Annotated in this window: 14 protein-coding genes and 1 pseudogene; 3 read left to right on the top strand and 12 right to left on the bottom strand. The window is 34.4% G+C overall.

The window, feature by feature from the left end; translation table 11 throughout:
* The 8 genes from ACIQ7T_RS21515 to ACIQ7T_RS21480 all read right to left on the bottom strand — a co-directional run bounded on the left by ACIQ7T_RS21515 (position 1) and on the right by ACIQ7T_RS21480 (position 16878).
* Entirely contained in the window at positions 1 to 969 is a 969-nt protein-coding gene (locus ACIQ7T_RS21515) for an ABC transporter substrate-binding protein (protein WP_370082669.1), read from the bottom strand.
* Entirely contained in the window at positions 966 to 8765 is a 7800-nt protein-coding gene (locus tag ACIQ7T_RS21510; RefSeq protein WP_402873362.1) for an amino acid adenylation domain-containing protein, read from the bottom strand. The genes ACIQ7T_RS21515 and ACIQ7T_RS21510 overlap by 4 nt, the downstream gene beginning before the upstream one ends.
* Entirely contained in the window at positions 8762 to 10405 is a 1644-nt protein-coding gene (locus tag ACIQ7T_RS21505; RefSeq protein WP_370082673.1) for a (2,3-dihydroxybenzoyl)adenylate synthase, read from the bottom strand. The genes ACIQ7T_RS21510 and ACIQ7T_RS21505 overlap by 4 nt, the downstream gene beginning before the upstream one ends.
* Before the next feature lie 40 nt (positions 10406 to 10445).
* Positions 10446 to 12236, bottom strand: a complete 1791-nt coding sequence (locus tag ACIQ7T_RS21500) for an ABC transporter ATP-binding protein (protein WP_402873359.1) — start codon at positions 12234 to 12236, stop codon at positions 10446 to 10448.
* The gene (locus ACIQ7T_RS21495; protein WP_370082677.1) at positions 12226 to 13977 is read right to left on the bottom strand and encodes an ABC transporter ATP-binding protein; all 1752 of its coding nucleotides are present in this window, start codon (positions 13975 to 13977) and stop codon (positions 12226 to 12228) included. Before ACIQ7T_RS21495 ends, ACIQ7T_RS21500 begins: the two co-directional genes overlap by 11 nt.
* Positions 13978 to 14064: 87 nt before the next feature.
* Positions 14065 to 15525 carry an ABC transporter ATP-binding protein gene (locus ACIQ7T_RS21490; protein WP_402873356.1) on the bottom strand — a complete coding sequence of 487 codons (1461 nt, stop codon included), beginning with the start codon at positions 15523 to 15525 and terminating at the stop codon, positions 14065 to 14067.
* Complete coding sequence (locus tag ACIQ7T_RS21485) at positions 15519 to 16253, bottom strand: energy-coupling factor transporter transmembrane component T (protein WP_370082681.1); 735 nt, start codon at positions 16251 to 16253, stop codon at positions 15519 to 15521. The genes ACIQ7T_RS21490 and ACIQ7T_RS21485 overlap by 7 nt, the downstream gene beginning before the upstream one ends.
* A 16-nt stretch (positions 16254 to 16269) precedes the next feature.
* Positions 16270 to 16878: an MptD family putative ECF transporter S component gene (locus ACIQ7T_RS21480; RefSeq protein WP_370082683.1), complete on the bottom strand. Its 609-nt coding sequence runs from the start codon at positions 16876 to 16878 to the stop codon at positions 16270 to 16272.
* A gap of 171 nt (positions 16879 to 17049) precedes the next feature.
* On the opposite strand from ACIQ7T_RS21480, the gene ACIQ7T_RS21475 reads away from it, so the two are divergent.
* Positions 17050 to 18009 carry a helix-turn-helix transcriptional regulator gene (locus tag ACIQ7T_RS21475; RefSeq protein WP_370082685.1) on the top strand — a complete coding sequence of 320 codons (960 nt, stop codon included), beginning with the start codon at positions 17050 to 17052 and terminating at the stop codon, positions 18007 to 18009.
* Between the two features lie 89 nt (positions 18010 to 18098).
* Positions 18099 to 18428 (top strand): annotated as a pseudogene (locus ACIQ7T_RS21470) (ATP-binding cassette domain-containing protein); the annotation flags it as partial.
* Between the two features lie 74 nt (positions 18429 to 18502).
* Here ACIQ7T_RS21470 and ACIQ7T_RS21465 read toward each other — a convergent pair.
* Positions 18503 to 18802 carry a YfzA family protein gene (locus ACIQ7T_RS21465; RefSeq protein WP_132358673.1) on the bottom strand — a complete coding sequence of 100 codons (300 nt, stop codon included), beginning with the start codon at positions 18800 to 18802 and terminating at the stop codon, positions 18503 to 18505.
* 515 nt (positions 18803 to 19317) lie between these two features.
* Between ACIQ7T_RS21465 and ACIQ7T_RS21460 the strand changes: the two genes are divergently transcribed.
* On the top strand, positions 19318 to 19833 hold the full coding sequence (locus ACIQ7T_RS21460) for a tubby C-terminal domain-like protein (protein ID WP_370082687.1): 516 nt from the start codon (positions 19318 to 19320) through the stop codon (positions 19831 to 19833).
* Between the two features lie 188 nt (positions 19834 to 20021).
* Here the strand turns inward: ACIQ7T_RS21460 and ACIQ7T_RS21455 are convergent, their stop codons facing one another.
* The 3 genes from ACIQ7T_RS21455 to ACIQ7T_RS21445 all read right to left on the bottom strand — a co-directional run bounded on the left by ACIQ7T_RS21455 (position 20022) and on the right by ACIQ7T_RS21445 (position 22294).
* Complete coding sequence (locus ACIQ7T_RS21455; protein WP_142507768.1) at positions 20022 to 20249, bottom strand: hypothetical protein; 228 nt, start codon at positions 20247 to 20249, stop codon at positions 20022 to 20024.
* A 258-nt stretch (positions 20250 to 20507) separates the two neighbouring features.
* Complete coding sequence (locus ACIQ7T_RS21450; protein ID WP_370082689.1) at positions 20508 to 21263, bottom strand: hypothetical protein; 756 nt, start codon at positions 21261 to 21263, stop codon at positions 20508 to 20510.
* 284 nt (positions 21264 to 21547) lie between these two features.
* Positions 21548 to 22294, bottom strand: a complete 747-nt coding sequence (locus ACIQ7T_RS21445; RefSeq protein WP_370082691.1) for a hypothetical protein — start codon at positions 22292 to 22294, stop codon at positions 21548 to 21550.
* Positions 22295 to 22394 lie beyond the last annotated feature (100 nt).

The raw sequence follows: 22394 nt of genomic DNA, 5'->3' as shown, positions 1-22394 counted from the left end.
TTATTGTTCTTCCAATGACGTTTCTACTAGATCTTCATATGGAAAAGCTTTGTCCAATAGTCCTCTAGAAACTAACCAATCAGATATACGCTCGACATTTTCTTGTGCTGGCACACAATTAGGAGTAAAAACTGGAACTGCATAATGCCCTTTTAATATTTCCGGTACGTTTGCCACTTTTAGAGCAAGTTCAAAGTATTTTTCTGGGTGCTGATTTAACTGTTTAATCGCTTCGTTGTAAGCTCTTAGGAAGTTTTCAATCACAGCTCTATTTTCTGTTATGTTTTTTTGTGTCATAACGATGACTGATTGGGAAAAGTTCTCTCCAAGTGTTGTATCATCAATGACAATATTTGCACCTTGTGCAACAGCATAGCTTGCCAATGGCTCAGGTAATATAGCTGCTTGCGCTTCTTTTCCAGCTAATACTGTATCTACACGTAATGAAAGATTCGGAAGATGAATTTTCGTTATTTCAGAAGAATCTAGTTTCAAATGCCGTTCATATTGCTCCATTAAATAATCCATCATTGTATTCTCAGAGATCATGACAGATTGCCCTACTAGCTGCTTCGGTTCAACAATAGAGCTATGTGGAGAAGAAACGACTAAAAATCTTCCTTCCTTCTCCGTCGCACCTAATGCTAATGCAATCGTTTTAACATCAATGCCCCCCTTTTTTATTAAATTTTGAACGATCATATCAGTCATCATGCCATCTAGCTCACCAGCCTCCATCGCCTTCGATTGATCAGAGGCACTGCCAAACTCTATAAGCTCAACATCGGCACCATATTTTTGGAAAAGCTGATCCTTCTCTGCAACATAAAGAGGCAGACTATCATCGATACGCAACACACCTATTTTTAGTGAAGAATGCTTGGTCATTTTTGTATCTTCACTACACCCACTTATGAAGGCCAAAATGACAATCATAAAAATTATTCGAGAAAGGTGATATTGTCTCATAGAGCACCTTCCTCCATAGTGACACTGTTTTCCTCAACGAATGCTGCTAGTTGTTCAAGACGTGAATGAGTGAATAATGTTTGAATAGAAAGCGCTATATTAAATTTCTCCTTTATTTTTCCGATGATTTGAATGGCCATTAAAGAATTACCTCCACATGCGAAGAAATCATCATCAATTCCAGGATATGAATAAGACAATATTTCTTCCCAAATTTTCGCTATTTCTTTTTGCATCTCTGTAAAAGGCTCTCTATATTCAGATGACTCCTCTTGCTCTAGAGGTAACTGTTGTAAAAATTTACGGTTAACTTTTCCGTTCTCTGACAGTGGCATTTTATCAATATATTTGTACACAGTAGGTAACAAATAATTAGGTAATTTTTGTGCCAATAAATTTTTGGTTTGTTCAATAGTTAGACCATTTTGTTCATCTTCTAATACTACATATGCCACTAATATTGTTGCTCCATTACGTTTATGAACAATTGTTGCCGCTTCCTTCACAGTAGGCAATTTAGCTAGGTGATAATCTATTTCACCTATTTCAACCCTATAGCCATTTAGTTTAATTTGTGAATCTGCTCTCCCTAAAAATTCAATATTGCCATCAGGTAAATATCGCCCTAGATCTCCTGTATCATATAGACGTTCTTTTGTAATTGGGTGAAGTAAAAATTGGTCATTTGTCCGCTCTTCATTTTTCCAATACCCCATGGCAAGTCCTAATCCTCCGATATACAATTTCCCTGGTACATTCACAGGACAAGCTGCCATTTGATCATTTAGTATATAGTAATATTGATTGGCTAAAGGTTTGCCATAAGGTATGCTCTTCCAATCCCTATTTACTGTTTGTATATCGAAACTATTTGACCATATAGACGCCTCCGTCGCACCACCTAATCCCAATATTCGAGTCTTTGGCGCAATTTCCCAAACATCTGTAGGCAAGCTTAATGAAATCCAGTCACCACTCAATAACACAGCCCTTAGTGTTGGATACTGAGCAGACTCTATATTCCTACTATATTCTGTTAACATTTGCATAAAGGCCGGCACTGTATTCCAAATGGAGATGTGATGATTTTGTATTAATTTTTTCCAATATGCAGGTTCTTTTACATGCTCAGCTTTTGGTATAACAATTCCACCACCAGCAGCAAGTATGCCAAAAATATCGTATACGGATAAATCAAACGTTAGGTTAGATAACGCAAGAATACGATCCTCCGTACAAACAGCAAGTCGATGATTAATATCTAATACTGTATTTACTGCACCTCTATGATCAATCATGACACCCTTCGGCTTACCAGTAGAACCCGAAGTATAAATGACATACGCTAAATCTGAAGGCAACAAGTCAGGACTATCGACTAGACATTCTTGATGTGCCCATTTAGCATCAACGACCGTCACATGATAATCATTTAGGAAGGGTAGCTGTGTGAGTATATGTGCTTGTGTTACTATGGATTGAACTTCTCCTTCTTTTAAAAGAAATTCCATCCGTTCAATAGGCGTTGTACAATCAATCGGTAAATATGCCTTCCCTGCTTTAATAATCCCCAATGCAGCAACTATTTGTTCCCATCCTTTTTCCATAACAATAGCAACTAATTTCCCTTTAGTACTATCCCGTTCAAGTAATGATTGAGCAGTATGATTTTTTAAATGGCATAGCTGTTGATACGTAATAGTTTTTTCTTCTGAGAACACTGCGATATTAGTAGGATTTTCAGCTATTTGTTTTTCAACAAGACTTAACAACGTCTCATTTGATATTTCTGTGTCCTGCCCTTTAATTTTTCCTACTTGCTCTTGAGATGGTAAACGCACAAGACTTCCAATTCTTTTTTTCCATAAATCTTCCTTCGTAGAAAGCTCTTTTAAAATACTGATGTATGCCTCAAACATGCCAATGACTAAATGCCGTGGGAAAATCTCCTCTATTGCATCCCAGCTTAGCCATAGTTCACCTTTTTGCTCTGAAACTTGATGATCAAGCCAAACTTGAGGAGTTTGAGATAATCCATATACAATATCTCCTAAATAGCCACCCATTGTTGATGCCCCATTATTTTTTTCAAGCCCTAATCCACTCGTAAAGACAAATGGCATCATTATGCCCATTTGACGATTCCACTTTTTAGCTATTGCACGCTCTACATATACACCACCCACATAAGGATGCTCTAAATCCTGCAATAGTTGCTTTTGAACATTTCTAGCACGTTCTAAAAAAGATTCTCCTTTTGACATATCAATAGATAAAAGATTAAGCGATGTAAAGTCACCTATAAGCTGTTCTACATCCGGTTCAAATAGCACACGATGGAAACGAGTAAGATTTATTGTAAATTTTGGTTGACTACTCCATCTTGCTAAAGTTTCAGCATAAGCAGCGATTAACAAGGATGCTGGAGACAAGTTCATTTTGGTAGCTAATTGCTTTAAGGCTAGCCATTGCTGTGAAGATAGTTTCTCTTCATATCTCGTAAACTTACAGTTAGATAAATCTCCTTTATAATCAAGTAGAGGTAAATCTGGTGCAGGGTACATATTATCAATGCGTTGATTCCAATATTGCATATCCTGCTCATACATTTCTGTTTCCCGAATTTTTTCATAAGCCAATATATAATCTCTGAATGTAGTTTGAAGCACTTGTAGTTTTGCAGAAGAATCATCATATAGGCGCTTCCACTCTTTAAATAAATAGAACATACTAAAACCATCAAAAATAATATTGTCAAAACTAATATGTAGTCTTGTTTTATGTTCATTTATAGTCGACATTCGAATATCAAACAAGGGCCACTCACTTGGATTAAATGTTTGATGCTCCATCTCACTTCGCACTATTGTAAGCTGTTCTTTTTGCTGTTCTGTTGAAAGATTTGTAAGATTGTACGATGCAATAGAATAGTACTCTACAAACTCTTGAACCTGTTGGTGTTGTCCATCATTTAAAATGACGGCCCTCATCATATCATGATGTTGTATGAGACGATTCCATATTTGTTCCACTCTTACATGATTTAGAGCTGGGCAATCCATTTCAAAATAGCAGTGAGTGGATACATCACCGTATGCATAAATACCACTACGACCTAGCCAATATGCTTGTTGAACTTCTGTTAATGGAAATGGCTCGAAACGATCCCGCTCATTAGGCACTATAGTTGGTAGCTTTTTCTCCGTTTCTTCGTTTGTCTTTTGTAGCACTAATTCCTCTAATAACAGTGCCATCTGTTGAAAAACAGGCTGATTGAAGATTGCTTCTAAGCTAATTTTGACAGCAAATTGCTCTTTTATTTTTGCACTAAGCTGAGTAGCTAATAATGAATCCCCGCCTAGCTCAAAGTAATGATCACGTATGCCAATTGCATCTACCCCTAATACTTCGGTCCATATTTCTGCTAACCTTATTTCGATTGGGGTTGCTGGTGCAATAAATTCTTTTGTAGCTAAATTGACTTGCTCAATTTCAGGGATTGGTAATGCTGCTCGATTCACTTTGCCATTGGCCGTAATAGGTAACTCCTCTAATGGAATAATTACATGAGGAATCATATAACTTGGTAATCGTTTTTCTAAATAATGTTTAAGTGGCTCTAGCTGGAATTCTGAAAATGATTGTCTTTCAACTTGAGCTACAAATAAATACTGAGTAAAGGCTGTATCAATAGACTGAAGCGTAATATTTGTGAAGCCCTCTTCTTTAAAAATAGAGAGCCAACGATCTTCCGATAGTAATGGAAGACATGTCTTTTCCCGTTCATCCTTATAATGTGTAAAACCATCTTCTAAAAATGCTGTACTGACTAATTGCAGAGGATTATTCTCCGTCATTTCTAAATTAACAAATAGCCCACCATGCTTTAATAACTTCTTTAAATCTTTAAGTGAATTTCTAATATGGACTGCTCTATGCAAAGAGTGCGACGCCACAATCAAATCATATTCACCATCTATAAAACCTTGAGAAATTGGACATTTATTTATATCAAGTACTTTTAAATGGATATTGGGCTGTAAACCTACTATTTTTTGAACACGATTTATAAAGTAGTTGGACTCATCTGTAGCAGTATAATGAATCTCATCTTTTGAAAAAGTCTCTGCTAGAATACGAAGTGTGTTCGTATGACGCACCCCAACCTCTAATATTTTGAGTGGTGCTTGGCGTTCTGTTCGATTACTTAAAACTGTTTGAATCAGAGTCGCTATTAAATCCTGCTGTTTTTTTCCATCAGACATGTTTTCAGTCAATTGTTCTAAAGGATGTATGTTATGATGAAGCAATAATTCTAAAGGCTCTAGTTCACCCGTTAAAAGTGCATAGCTTTTTTCAAAAAAGTCAGAAACAAACGCCCTTATATATGTTGTTTGCATTTTCTCTAAACTACTAAACTGTTCTTCACTATTAACGATTAAGCATTGTTTATTATGAATAGTAGATCCTTCACAAGAAACTAAATTGTTTTTTTCCAAAAAACTAAACCATTGATATATTAAACTTTGATATCTGCTGTTAATTTTTTCTCGCTCTATTATTTTTAAAATATTGTAACGAACATCTTTTTCTAGCGGAAATCCTAATTTGGAAATTATTTTACTAATCATCTCCATAGTAAGATATTCACAATAATCCTTTAACGACCGATAACGATTTTCATTCTCATTGTAAGTTTTAGTAAAATCCCCATTCTCTTTTAATTGAACAATATAAGACCAATCAATCATTGGTTTATTATATTTAATAGTTTGTACTTGCTCTTTTTCAGAACTACTTACAATATAAGCGGCTAAATATTGGTTTTCCTCTCCTCTGACCGTGACAGCAGCATCCTCAACTATTTCATAACTTCTAATGGCACTTTCGATTTCACCTAATTCAATACGGTGACCCCGTACCTTTACCTGTGAATCATTTCTTCCTAAAAACTCGATAAGGCCGTTGTTCCAAAATCGACCGATATCCCCTGTCTTATACCAACGAATACCTTTCTCTTCAATAAAGCGTTCAGTAGTTAATTGTGGCTCTCCTACGTATCCTTTGGCTACACCGGCACCTCCTATCCACAACTCTCCTGCTTTCCAACTCGGACAGTCTTCCCCATTTGTATCAATAATTCTATAAAACTGATTTTTCAGGGATCTTCCATAAGGGATTGAACGCCAACTTGCTGGTATTGGATGATTGACATGATAATAATTGGACCAAATTGCCGCTTCTGTCGCACCGCCCATTGCTACTAATAGCCCTTTCGGTGCTACTTTTAACAGTCTCTCAGGAATATCTAAACTAATCCAATCTCCTGACAACATCACAATACGTAAATTTTGACAAATCATTTTTACGCTTTCGGCTTCTATTAATAACATCTTCAATAAAGCAGGTACTGAATTCCATAATGTAATACGGTAATTACATATTAACTTTAACCAAATATCTGCGTTTCGAGCCGTATCGTCTGATATAAGGACAAGGCTACCACCAACACTTAAAAGACCAAATATATCATATATAGATAAATCAAAATCTAATGATGATAATGCTAGAATACGATCTTCTTTGCTAATATCATATTTTTTATTAATATCTGCAATTGTATTCCAAGCAGCCTTATGACTAATTTCTACACCTTTTGGTTCTCCCGTTGAACCTGATGTGAAAATAATATAAGCAGAACGGTTTACATCTACTTTAGGAAACTTCACATGACCAAATTGATGTATCTGTTCCATCATAATAACTTGTACTTGTTCAATATCTTGGTACTTTTCTTCGTAGGAGGCCGTTGTTAGAATAAAAGAAACATTTGCCTTCTCAATAATTTTTTTATAACGTTCAATAGGCTGTGTCACATGTACAGGAACATAACAGCCTCCAATAGCTAGTACTCCTAAAATCGCTTGTATTTGCTCTAATCCTCTTGGCAATGAAATAGCTACTCGATCACCTTGTTTAAAACCATTATGTAACAGGGCCGCAGCAACCTTTTCCGCTTGTAATGACAGCGTCTCATAACTAACTTCTTTATGACTTATACCATCTATAAGCGCTATAACTTGTGGTTGTTGCTTTGCTTTTTCGAAGAAAGACGTGTGCAAGCCTTGAGCATGATCTTCTATTGTGGCATTATCAATTAATTGACGTCTTACTTCTTGTGCTTTTGTTTCGATAGCTGGCTGTTGAAGCCAATGCTGTTCATCTTCAATTAACCAATCAATAGTTTTGATAAACAGTTCAAACATGTCATCCAACAAACCCGAAGGGAATAATTCATCTAAACCATCCCAAATACATAACAAACCATCATCCATATCAAACATTTGGAAATCCAACCAAACTTGTGGCGTTTGTGAAATCATATAATGAATAGTACCAAATGCATCTTTAAACTCCTCATTTATTAGTGGTACGCCTAAATTACATGAAAAAACTATCGGAGCAAACACTTTTTCATCTGGGAAATACTTAGCCATATCCCGTTGAATTTTCACACCTGAATAAGCGGTATAGTTTAAATCTTGATGAAGTTGCTGTTGTAAACTTTTCGTAAATGCTAAAAAATGTTGTCGATTTTCACTATCGACTTCCAATAATAGTAGCGTAGTAAAATCAGCTACAACTTGCTCTATCTCTTCAGACAAAGTATCTCGGTTAAACAATGGAATATTAATAATAAAACGAGATTCACTGCTCCATTTACTTAATGTATAGGCATAAGCTGCTAACAATACCATTGCAGGTGTGACGTTATGGTGTGAGGCAGTCAATTTAAGCTTACTCCAAGATTGTTCTTCTAAAAAATGCTCCCTTCTTGTAAATTTAGGGGTGTGTTGTATCAACTCAGCATTGTTTGATAACGGTAGTTTTGGACCTAATGGCAAAGTAGTTAACCTGTTTTTCCAATAAGCCTCTGCGTAGCTTTCTTCATTGGCAATTGCTAGTGCTTTATCATGTAGATATTTTGCAAAGTTCCAATTTTCAGGTGCCTTCGGTTTTTGCTGTCTAGAATAAGCTGCCGCTAAATCTCTTAAAATAATTTGGAAACTTTGAACATCAGCTACAAGTAAGTCTATATCGAAATGGAGACGAGTTTTACCATTTGGTAATAGAGATAGCTGTAAGCAAGCTACTTCCCCTTGATCAATTGCCAATAGCCGGTGTGAGGTATTAGCGCGAATAGTTTCTAGCTTTTTGCTAATCTCGACTTGCGAGCAAGTTGTAAAATCGTGGACATCAATAGTTGTAAAAGGTGATTCTTTTAAAATTTGCTGTTGACCATCTTCTGTATATTTGACACGGAGCATAGGATGATGCTGAATTATTAATGCCCATGCTGCTTTAAGCCGCTCTATATCAATATTCCGCCCATCAATTTCCATATAACCATGACAGCCATTTCCACCTAAATATTGACCGCTTTGTCGTCCAACCCAATAAGCATACTGTACATCTGTTAATGGAAAAGGTTCATACATATTAGCTACTGTCTTATCTTGATTTTCTAATAGTTCGTTATCATTATTAATTGTATATACATAATCTCTATTTATTATTTTATTCCAAGCACTTAAATACGGCTCGGATATTAATTCTTTAAAGGTAATTGTTACCCCAACTTTTTTTAGTTTGCCAACTAATTTCATCACTTGTAAGGAGTTTAAGCCTAATTCTAATAAATTTTGATCCTCATGTATTTCTTTCTGTATACCGAGTAGATGATTGACTTCCAACACTAGACTTTGGATATTATCTAGATCATTCTTTAATCTCAATACTTTGACGCCTCTCTTTCTATAGTAATCTGTTTTAATTTGTTCTTATCAACCTTCCCTACATTTATAAATGGTAACCGCTCTACATATATGATTTGATCTGGAAGTTTATATTGAGCAACGCCTAGTTGGATTAGAAAACTACATATCTCATCTCGTTCAATTCTTTGTCCATCCGTAACTAAAAATGCACAAATGTTCTCTCCTAACACTTTATCTGGCAAACCGATAACAGCTACATCTTTAATAATTGGATGTGCTCGTAGAAAGCTTTCGATTTCAGAGGGTATAATATTTTCACCTGCACGATTAATTTGTTCCCTTACTCTACCAACAATTTGTATATTCCCCTCTGGTGTTATACGTGCTTTATCACCAGTACGTAAAAAATAATTTATTGTGAAAATATCAGCATTTAAAGCAGGTGCTTGATAGTAACCCCCAAATGTATACGGTCCTTTTGCCACCAATTCCCCAAGCTCACCTTGAGGAACTTCTCTTCCTAGCTCATCTATAATCTTTATTTCATCACCTAAAGAAATTGCTCGCCCTTGACAGCTCGTAACAGTTTCTATAGGATCATTTAATGCTGTGAAGCAAGTTATTCCTTCCCCTAATCCATATCCTTGTTGTATTTTACATTGAAATTTATCCATAAAATGAACAGCTGTTTTTTGCTCTATGTGAGCAGCACCAATTAAAACAACCTCTAAACTCGACATATCCAATTCTTCATACCATTCAAAAGCTTCTAACCATAAGCTAGCTATTGTTGGTACAATTGAGGTATGTGTCACACGTTCCTTTTCTATTTCTTGAAATGCTTCATCAAAGCTAGAAGTTTGACATAATACCACTTTGCCTCCTGTAAAAAGAGTACCTAATATGCCTGGAGAGCATAACGGATAATCATGTGAAATAGATAGTACTGCCATGTATACAGTTTCAGGAGTAATCCCACATTTTTCAGCAGAGGCTAGTGCATTGTAAGCATACGCCTCATGGATTTTCGGAATAATTTTCGGAATACCTGTAGTGCCACCAGACAATAAATATAACGCAGTATCTCTATAATGTGGTAAATCACTAACCACTAATGAATAGCTACTTTCTTTAAGCTGATCTAATGTTACATGTGTAAAAGTTGCTGGCCACTGTACGGTAGATTTACCAACCGTCACAATATATCGAATACTTTTATGCAGAGGGATGATTTGTGCAGCCATGCACTCATACTGAATACCAAGATGAGCGTTGCAACATATATAAGCTATTGGCTGTACCATCTTTGCGATTGTATCAATTTCTATTTCTCTATGAGAAGGTAACATCAGAACAGGCTGCACACCTATTTTTAGTAGACTAAATAATACAGTAATAAACTCAATTGTATTTGGTAATTGTAATAAAACCCGATCACCCTGCCGCCAACCTAATGACAAAAAGCCTGTCGATAATTGCTCAATTTCTTGAAGCAATTCTTGATAAGTTAGGCGTCGATTTCCTTCCACAACTGCTATGTTATGAGGAAATTGTTCAGCGATAATTTCTAGCTCCTCCATTAATGTTTTCTTTCTTAAGAAACCCAATTGCTCATATCGTTCAACCTCATGTAAATACCAATCCATTTGTGAAGACATGCTTTTCGCTCCCATCCTCTCATCTACAAAATACATTTTGTTATACGCTACTTAATTGATGTTCCTTTCTCCACATTGCTGCATATTTGCCTTCTTTAGCAATGAGCTTTTCATGTGAACCTTCTTCTACGATTTGTCCTTCATTAACAACTAGGATTTTGTCTGCATTTTTTATAATGGAAAGCGTATGGGCAATCATAACAACCGTTTTTTTCTTTTTCAAAAGATTTTTAATCGCTTCTTTTACAGCCAGCTCATTCTCGATATCTAACGACGCTGTTGCTTCATCTAATAAAAGTATTGGGCTGTCCTTTAAAATAGCACGTGCAATGGATATACGTTGTCTTTCACCGCCCGATAGCTTATTACCATTTTCTCCAACAATTGTGTCATAGCCACACTCTAATTTCTCAATAAAATCATGGCAGTTTGCTTCTTTCGCAACATTAATAATTTCTTGTTCTGTCGCTTCTGGCTTTGCATAGCGAATATTATTTAAAATCGTATCATTAAACAAAAATATATCTTGGTCGACTAGTGAAATTTTCTGCAATACTTTTTCAGAAGCAATCGATTGAATAACTTGCTGACCGATTAATATATCACCGCGTTCAGGCTCATAGTATTTTGTTATTAAATTTAAAATAGTTGATTTTCCCGAACCCGATGGTCCAACAATCGCCACAAACTGTGAAGAATCAATTTCAAAATTGACATTTCGTAGTATAGGTTCCCCTCGGTTATAAGCGAAATTCACATTTTGAAAAGCTATACTATACTGTTCAGGTTCAAAAGAAGTCTCATTTGATAACTCCTCCACCTCTTCTATGACGCACTCAATTTGTCTTTTTGCAATCATTAAGTTTTTATAAGAGGTTAAATCAATAAAAAGTGTGCCAAATAGTTTGCATGTAAATAAAGGGGAAATGCTAATTAGAAAGAAAGAAGACGCATCTAAATTCCCCTCCAGCCATTGATGTCCTGCTAAATAAAGAACAATCGGTAAACTTAGCCAACACAAAATACTAAACGTTGTACCAATTGGAATTACTTTAATCTCATATAAATAACTAACATCACTATAGTCCTTCATTGATGAGGTTGTTGCTTTATTTTTAACACCACCCAAACCAAATGATCGCAACGTTTGAATACCATTTATATACTCAACTACAGCACTTGTGTTACTTGTCATAATATTTTTCTTTTGATTTCCGTATTTTTTTACCATTAAAAAGGATAAATAAAGAGTTGGTATTAACAATAAACCTGAACATAACAGAACTACTCCAGCAGGTATATAAATAGTCGAAATAAAGCCAATTAGCAGTAAAGTAAATGAAGAATTTTTTATAATATCTCCTATTTTATGAGTCAAAATATTTTCATAATTATTGACACTTGTTGTCGTTGCATTAATGTACTCTCCTGTTTGTGCCTTCGTAAAGGAGGAAAGCGGTATTTTTTTCATTTTATCGCCCAGTGTCAAGCGAAGAATTCTACTAATCTGGGCACCTCCGATTTGCCCTCTCGTATAACCAAACGCGTAGATGATTAAACGAATAACAAAAACAGCGCCTAACAATGACAGAATTCGAGTTAACAAGTTCATCGTTAATTGCTCTGTTATTAAAGCATTAATCGTGTAATATAGTACGATAAAATTAAAACCAGCTAGCATACCCTCGATGACATTGAAAACAATCGAAAGATAAAAAGAAGCATTTTTTGTAAATGCATTTTTTTTGTCCATACTTAAGTCTCCTTCATAAATAGGCTTTCCCTTGGAAGACCCTTCTTTTTCTACAAGTACAACATCGTTAAAATTCATACGTAATTTCTCTAGCTTTACTATAATCCTGCCAAGTCTTTTTATATGAAGGGTTTTCTTCTAGCATTTCTTGATGCGTTCCACATGCTTGTAGTGTTTGATTTTCTACAATTGCCACTCGATCACAATGCTTAATAATACCAAGACGGTGTGCAATGATAATTACTGTTTTACCAACACAAAGTTCAGCAATGGCTTGATCAATCTCGGCCTGATTTTCTGGGTCTGCTGCGGATGTTGCTTCATCTAATATTAAAATCGGTGCATCTTTTAAAATGGCACGTGCAATAGCAATTCGCTGCTTTTCTCCACCAGAAAATCTAGTTCCAAAACTCCCTACCCTCGTATCGTAACCATCAGGTAATGAAATAATAAAATCATCTATTTGTGCTTTTTTCGCCGCAGTTCTTACCTCATCGAGTGTAGCATTAGAACCCATGACAATGTTTTCAAACACTGTACCACTTGTTAAAAAGGTCTTTTGGAAAACTGTTGTTATATTTTTTAATAATTCCTCATAATCAATATCCTTCACATTTTGATTACCAATCAAAACTTCTCCTTGCTGAACATCATTAAAGCGTGAAATTAACTGTACAATGGTGCTTTTCCCAGAACCTGAGTCACCTACAATAGCTATTTTTTCATTTTCAACAATAGACAGATTCACATTCTTTAAATGTTCTTTTTGCCCATCATAAGAGTAATTGACATTTCTTAGTTCGATATTGTAATTCTTCGGAAATGCTTGCCCTTGCCCAAAAACAGGTGTTTCTAAAAAGGCTACGCATTTCTTTACAGAATTTAAAACCTGTGCAAAGTTTGAACCTAATTCCTGTAAAGGTCGTAATTCTGTTAAATACAATGAGCCTACAAATGCAAAAAGAATAAAGACACTTCCTGTTAAACTACCATTTAAAAACCACATTCCACCAATAGGTACCATAAGGAGTAAGCCACATTCTATAATAATGACAAAGCTCGCATATGGTGGACCCATTTTTAAAGACATTTCTTTCCAGACATTAAATTCATCATCTACTGTGTTTGTAAACTTTTTAAATGATGAACTACTCATGTTATATGCCTTAATTAAACGCATTCCTTGAATATATTCGATAATGATTGCATTTAGATTGGCTATGGAACGTGCTCCTCGATCCATTAATTGATTCGTCCCCCGAAACATTATTACCATTACTGCCACTGCAACAATTAATGGAATAAACGAAATAAGCGCTAACGGTACGTTAACTGTACATAAATAGATGAAGACAGCAATTGGACCACTCAAGTAAAACACTAACTCTGGTAAATGATGTGCTAAAAATAACTCTAGCTTTTCAATTTCTTCATTTAATAGTGTTTTAATTTCTCCTGTATTTCGTTCATTTAAAGAACCTAGTGAAACTTGCGCCATATGCTCTGTTACTTGACAACGCACTTTAAATAACGTTCGATAGGCACCCTTATGCGATAGGGTACCAGAAATAGCAAAGAGCCCAAATCGAACAATTATCGAAATAGCCAAAATCAATAAATTTTGAATTAACAAAGCTTCTGTTAAATTATTGTGATAGACTTGCTCAATTATTTGATAAATAATGAAATAAGGTACAATTGTCGAAAGACCACTAATTAAAGAACATAAAACAGACAAATATAAATATTTTTTATCCTCTCCAGCCCAAGAAAGAAGCATAAAGATCGGATTTTCATTTTGTTTTACAACTTTCCCCATTATCGTTCAGCCCTTCCCTTACATCGTAATTTTGTATCGTACATTTCTCTGCACATTGCAGGTCAGTTACGTTAGATCCATTCCCTGCTATCTAGTGAAAGTTTCAATTGTATACTGATGATTTTCTTTATTTAACTTATAATCATCTTGCTTCTTTCCATCTCCGAAGCGAAGTATACGATGACAGCAAGATGCTATAAATTCTAAGTCATGTGTAATGACAAAAATAATTTTATTAGCCTCCGCTAAATTCTGTAAAATACTAGAAACCTTTTGCATACTGTCAAAATCTAATCCACTTGTCGGTTCATCAAACACTATAATTTCCTTTTCACTTATTAAACTTGCAGCTACAGCAAGTCTCTGTTTTTGTCCTCCTGATAATGTATTCGGGTGTCGATTGACCAGTTCTAATAAATCCATTTCCTCCAATGCTTTTCGTACTAAATTCGGATTGGGATTTTTCACCCCAAATACACATTCTTTTTCAACCGTTTCTGCGAATAACTGATAATTGACATCTTGCATTACCATATAGGAAAGCTGAGCCTGTTTTTTCAATGTTAGTTTTTGTTTATTAAAATAAATATTTCCTGATGATAGTTTATGTAGACCACATATCGCTCTAGCAAAGGTCGTTTTTCCTGCACCATTATGTCCTGTGATTGCAATTATTTCTCCGCTTTTTGCTGTGAATTGAATATTTTCTAATACCTTTCTTTTTTTGTGCGATATAGTGACATCCTTCACAACAAGCTCATGAACTTTTTGTTCAGCAGGTAGCGATTTATGTTGAAACTGTACATTGTCTAAATAAAGTGTGCGGAGTCCTAATTGCCTCAGTTGAAGATCTGAAAGCTGTAAAAAATCCTTTTGTGAGTAAACTGATACAATTTGTCCCTTATTTAATACAATGGCTCTATCAATTAATTCTTTTAAATAGTAAAGTCTATGCTCCGATACAATAATTGTTTTACCTTGCATTTTTAGTAATGCAATCATGTCTTTTAAATCCTCAATAGCAGCCGCATCTAAATTAGAGGAAGGCTCATCTAATACAAAAATATCGGGTGCTACAGCATACACACTTGCAAAAGCAATCTTTTGCTTTTCTCCCCCCAATAAATGAAAAATATTGCGTCGACGAAGCCTTTCTAAACGAAGCTCAGACGTAATTTGCCGCATTCGTTCTTCCATCATTTCTTTTGGATATGCCATATTTTCCATTCCAAATACAATCTCACTATCAGTATCCACATTAAAGAATTGTGACCTCGGATTTTGGAACACCATCCCAACCTGTTCGCTTAATTCATACATTTTCCTATTTTCTACAGGTTGATTATTTAACAACACTTGCCCTTTTAGCTTTCCAGAATAGAAATAAGGAATTAAACCGTTAATTGCTCGGATAATAGTTGTTTTACCACAGCCGCTTTTACCACACAGTAAAATGCACTGTCCCTTTTTTACATGAATATTTATATTTTCTATACCTTCACTTTTCTCATCTGTATAATGAAATGAATATTGCTCGACTTTCAACATATGAACACTCCTCCGAACACAAAAAATGTAAATATAAATATTACAATACTATCACTGAATTGGAATGATACATGTTGAAAGCAAGAACGCTCTTTCGGATTTTCAATCCCTCTCGCTATGCTAGCAGCAGATAATTCATCAGCAATTTTTGAGGCTGCCATCATTAAAGGGACGTAAATACATTCAACCGTTTGCACAGGATTTTTTAGAAAACCTATTATGGAGGGTGAGATGCCTCTCAACTTCATAGCATCCTTTATATATCGCCAATCCTCACCAATCATTGGAAAATAGCGTAACATTACAGCTAATGGAATAATTACCTTTTTGGAAATTCTTATTTTTCCTAAAGCCGTCATAAATTCATTTATCTTTGTGGTTCCAACTAATAAACCACCCATTACAACACACGGGAATATTTTTCTGATAAACATTGCAAATGATACAAACATTAGCTCCCACGCACCTGTCAAAAATATTTCACTTACTAAGTGAACTACTAGAATAAACCCGTATCCAAGCATCATTTTCAATGAAAAAGAAAACATCCCCATCAGAAAGCAAAGACAAAATATTATGGCCATTAATATTAGTTCAAATTGAAAAGAAGGTGACAAAAAAACCGTTGCATTTACTAACATTAGTAGAAATACTTTCGTTCTTGGATCAAGTTTGACGGTGAAAACATGCATATGCATATTGCCCTGCAATTCTTCTTCCTTATTCATAAGTTCACCGCCCTGCCTATGCCAGCACTCCAGATTTTTCAAACTGTTTTCTCAATAATTTTTTTCCCAATAAACCGCTAATCAAAGCGCATAGCATTGTGCCAACAATCATTGTTGGTAACATCCAATTTTGGGCAGTTGTTAACATCGTATCCATATAAGCTTGTTCTGTTCCTTGACCTACCAAATACTCTTTATACGCTTGTTGGTTAAACCACAGCATTACGTAAGAACCCATTGGATGAAGTGAAAAAACAATATAGCTTATAATATTAATTGATATATTTTTATGCTTACCAATCGATGCTATTAATTCACCAATTATAGCTAATCCTATACAGGCTAATGACCATAACCAGTACATCCCTGTAACGAATGTAATAATCGCTAACAATATTCCTAAAATAAGAATAGGACCAAATTTCGGTACTTTAGCAATCATTAATAAATAAATAGGTCCCGTTAATAGAGCAGCGCCAGCTGGCATTAAAAACGTTAATACAGGATTGGGAGCAAAAAAGGCTGATCCAATCATCATGAATATAAAGAACAGTGCTGAGAAAATACCGATTGTAATTAAATCTTTAGTAGTTAGAGATTTTTGCTGCATTGTTTGAGAATACATATCTACATCCACCTTCCTTTTTGTAGTAATTATTACTATATTTTCTTATATTTTATTGATAATGATTATCATTATCTATTATAATAAATAGTAGTACATAAAAAAATAACTACACTATGTTTACGTCCAATCAAGGAAGAGGAAAGTCTAATTGAGGAAAGGAGAAATCAGATGACATCTCATCATTTTAAACCTCTGTTATTAGAAAATGGTTTTTCAAAATTTGACCAAATGAGCAAATATAACTCAGTAGGTACTACATATACAATCGATCCAACTTTAGGTAAAGGTTATTATTGGATATACCATTTTGAGGACATGTTTTCTATTCTCATTCATGATTTTTATTTTTTTGAGGATTATCAGTTAGAATTAACAATGCCTGAACTTTTAACCGTCACATACTATGAATCTATTTCAGGTGAGGAGCTTAACCCTTACCATCCATTAAAGCCAGGTTATATTAAAAGTTATTGGGGAAAAGGAGAAAAATATAGCGCTATTATTCATAAAAATATTCCAGTACAATCAATCGGTATTGAGTTTACCCCTATTTTTTGTGATCAATTCCTAGCACATAAATATGGTGAAAAATATGTGAATCCACGTCAAGCATTAACAACACTAAAAGCCACAGCTACTTTTCCAGAAATGGTAATCCTACTTCGACAAATAGCGGCTTATCGTGGTGCTGATCTGACCTCTGCACTTTTTTATGAAGGGAAAGTATATGAAGCATTAGCCCTTATAATGGAACGTGTACTTTTCAATGAAACTTGTCATTGCTCACAAATTTCTAAAGAAGATATTCACCAAATTGAACATGTAGCCACTCATATAGAAAAGTACTACGCCCTACAACTAACTTTAGATCATTTAACTAAAATTTCTTGCATGGGTGCTACAAAATTAAAAAAATTATTTAAAGAAGTGTATCATTGCACAATTACCGAGTATATTCAAAAACAACGTGTTCATCAGGCTGAGAAATTACTAGCTCATACAGAGCTCCCTATTAACGAAATTGCTCGAACAGTAGGCTATCAAAGTGCAGGTAGATTTTCAGAGTTATTTAAACGCTATTCCGATTTAACACCAAAGGAATATAGGCAGCAAATATTTAGAGGTTAAACATAAAAGGGGGTTACTGATCATCATAAAACTTGCTCTACTTTCCATTACAGATTCGTATTTCGATAAATACCATTCAAAACTTACAGCTTTCAGGGGGTGAGAAACAACGAATCTCAATTGCACGTGCTATTTTGAAAAATGCACCTATTATTATATTAGATGAAGCGACTGCAAGTCTTGATCCTGAAAACGAAACGCTCCTTCAAGCTGCACTAGATGAATTAATTCAAGGAAAAACAACAATCATCATCGCTCACCGTCTATCCACGATACAAAATGCAAATCAAATTATTGTCATTGAAGACGGTAAAGTTATCCAAAAAGGGACGCATCATTCACTTATTAAAGAAGAAGGTGTGTATCGTCATTTTATTAATATTCGACAAGCTGCTGAGAATTGGAGGCTTTCAACATAGTTTATAGAAGGGGCTGTCTACCGACAGCCCCTTTAATGGGTGAATGCTCTATTTATATTGTCACTAGACTTTACTTATGTAGACCTTAGTGAAAAAACGTTTTTTATCGCACCTATTATTCCAGGCACGAGAAATACGACACCAAAAAAGATAGTAAGTAAATTAAAATGTTGTGTTTCATAAAAAGTAAACCACTCTCTGAAAATTGAGGCTTCAGTAATTCTTCCAAATAACGTTCCACCAAAATCTCGATAATTAGGTATCCACCCTGTTACTTCAAATGTAATAAAGATGATTTGTGACAATACGAATACACCAATAGAAGATACCCAAGGTCTTTTCAAAAATGGAATATGATGTTGTTTTTTAGTCATGTAATCCCCTCCCTCCATTTCTTCAACGTCAAAATGAAATATATCTAGTATTTCTCTGAAAACCCATCTCTAAGGTATTCTATTATTTCTTGACCAAAAAACGAAACAGTCAACAGAATCAATATAAGGAAAATAGCTAAACCACCGAAAATAAACGAGAACACTATCCCCCATTTTTTATCATTCAATAAAACCTCTCCTATTCCAGCATTTTGTTCCTAGATAATAATGACATCTTTCATTTAATAATACCTCAAATCAGATGTATTCGCATAAATATTTCCATTTATACACAACATTTGAAGAGACTTCTGTTAATTGTTGACCCAAGATGAATTACATTTTCTGCATCGGCTATTGAAAAACCCTGACGTTGTATATTTATTAAAAAGGCAGTATTCTAAAAAAATGTTGTTATTCAGCTAACGGTACAATTTATTTGGACAAAGATATCAATTTCATATTAAAATTGACATTGATTGAATTATTTAAGAGATAATTGAGGAGAGACATCATTGCAGATTTATTCATATAGCATCCCAGAATTAGATTTATATCACACAAGCATTCCCATTTATAACAAGGACAACAAAGTGATAAGTATCCTCAAAAAAAATCGCCACCGTATCCTAACACAACTGTTTCATACGCTTCTCCGATACGGAATGCCATATTGCTATAATGCTATTTCAATTGATAATAATTCAATATACAAAATCGATTGCATATTTACAGGTATTCGTTATACACTATATAGCCGCAATGCAATGGATAAGGTTTCAATTACACAAAAGCGTGTGCAATTAATTGAAAAGGTGCAAACTTTTCTGATTAACGGGGACGTGTACCAATTTGAGAAAGATTACACTAATTCAGGAACTTTAACGTTAAATGGTGAAAAGATTGCTGTAATTAAAAATTTAGATAATACAAATACAAATTTAACGAATCGTATCCACATTGAAGCAATCAATGATGAAATCGCATCTCTAACTGCTATAATGTATCAAACATTTGTACGTAAATTTTGATAGCAAAAGTTTAATATTTCAATGAGCCGTGTGCTTCAATTTATGAAAAATCAAAAAAAGACAGAATTGATTCTACATCAATTTGTAGATTTATCCTGTCTTTATTTTTTAACAGCTACATACTTTTAGAAAACAGCCTTATTAAAGCCAAAAAGCCACACCAAGTTAGATGTGACTTCAACATTTGATTAATCAAATTCTAAAATATTTTTTTCTACTACTACTTGATAAACCTCTTTAGTACTGATTAAAATCGTTTTATAATGTTCTGTTTCAGTAAATGAATACCAAGACTTCTCATTGAGCCCATTTGAAAGTTCTTCTGTAAAAGTTTCTTGTTCAATATTATTCTTGATTTTATATTCTTCTTCACGACCTTCGTCAAAGTAAAACTTCACTTTATATTCATACTCCATAAATCAACACCTCCCATCTACTTATATAATGGGTTGTAAGTACAAAAATTATGAAACATAATAAAAAGCCACACCTAGTTAGGTATGACATTCATTCTTCTTCATTTTCTGCTCATTCTACATACATTGCTCAAAAACCTCAAAGTTCCAGCTAAGTCCAAGACATCATCAAACATCCTGTTCGCATATCAACCAACCATAAAAAATAGCCCTCTTAACAAATACTTATTAAGAGAGCTTTATATAATTCCTAATCTATCACTTATCTCCAACTGGCTTTAATAAATTCATCGGAAGCCAAACAGCACTATCGTGTCTTCCCTCTAACTTATCGACTACATATATATAACCATTAATTTCATTATACCATGAATAAACAATACTTCCCTTTTTCATAAATCTTTCAGTTTTAGATTCTTTTAATGGAACGCCTTTCCCTTCTGCATCTCCTGTTAGTTCATAACGTACACCTCTATCTCTCGATATTGTCTCAGCGATTTTAAGATCTGTACCAGGATATTCATAGCAAAATTCGTAAGTACCATCACCACTGTCGCAATACTTCAGAAGTTGTCCATTATTTGTATCCTTGAAATAAATACCCCATAATTCTTCTTTTCTGAAGTAACTTCCATAACTACTAGCAATACCATCACGATTAATATAAATATAAGTTGGATTGTTATAGAAAGATGAACGAATTTTTATTGGTACTTCTTTGAAAACTACCAAATCTGTTGCTTGTACCCGATATTGCCCCATCTGGTAAAATGTTTTGCCATCATATTTTTCAATATCATACGTTTTAAAGAAGTTATTTCGCTTTACCACTAACGAATCAAACGTACCATTTGGATTTTTCTTGTACACCTTGATATCTTTTTTAAAGGTCATTTTTCCTGTTTGGCCTTTTACAACTTCTGCTCCATCATACATCACTTTTGCTTCTGATTTTGTTGGATTTACTACAGCTAATACAAATGCTGCTAGTAGCACCATAAAAAATTTTTTCATTATTCTCCTCCTACTTAATTAAGTTTAGAAAACATATAATTTCTTAGTATTACACACTAACATTCCAATATTTTACTAAAAACATTATAAAGAAGGATAAATTTAACAAAAACAATGTGTTGTGTTTTACCTCAACATAATTTTACCCTTCTACCATTCCACCAATTTTCTATATTTGGTGTACTACTTATAAATTATGTACAATTATCCGCAAGTCAACCTACCATATAAAAAAACCCCCTTAACAAATATTAATAAGAGGGCTTTATATAATTCCTAATCTATCACTTATCTCCAACTGGCTTTAATAAATCTACCGGAAGCCAAGTGTAACCTTTTGAGTCCGATACTTCTAGATAACCATTAACTTCAGTACCATACGATGAAAAAGTGGTTCCCTTTGCATACATTGTTTCAGTTTTAACTTCGTTTAATGGCGTGCTTTTCCCACCTGCATCTTTTGTTAACTCATAACGTACATTGCTATCTCTCGATTTTGTCTCAGCGATCTTAAGATCTGTACCGAGATAATAAAGACACGGATCGTAAGAACCATCACTATCGCCAGAGCAAAAATTAAGTTTTTGTCCATTATTTGTATCCGAGAAAGAAATATACGAGTAGCCTTCTTGTTCTCTGAAGTAACTTCCGTAACTATTAGTAATACCATCACGATTAATATAAATATAAGTTGGATTGTTATAGAAAGATGAACGAATTTTTATTGGCACTTCTTTGAAAACTACCAAATCTGTTGCTTGTACTCGATATTGCCCCATTTGGTAGAACGTTTTGCCATCATATTTTTCAATATCATACGTTTTAAAGAAGTTATTTCGCTTTACCACTAACGAATCAAACGTACCATTTGGATTTTTCTTGTACACCTTGATGTCTTTTTTAAAGGTCATTTTTCCTGTTTGGCCTTTTACAACTTCTGCTCCATCATACATCACTTTTGCTTCTGATTTAGTTGGATTTACTACTGCAAATACAAATGCTGCTAGTAATACAATAAATAATTTTTTCATTATTCTCCCCCTCGTATATTAGTAGTAAGAGCTCTTTCCGATAGAATTTCCAGTTGATCCGGACAACTGGGGAATCTGTTGGATTTCCTATAGGAGATAG

Origin of the sequence: Lysinibacillus sp. NPDC096212 (genome assembly GCF_044763105.1) — a bacterium.
In the GTDB taxonomy this organism is placed as follows: domain Bacteria; phylum Bacillota; class Bacilli; order Bacillales_A; family Planococcaceae; genus Lysinibacillus.
The sequence above is the reverse complement of the archived record's forward strand: the minus strand, read 5'-3'. Positions and strand labels throughout refer to the sequence as shown.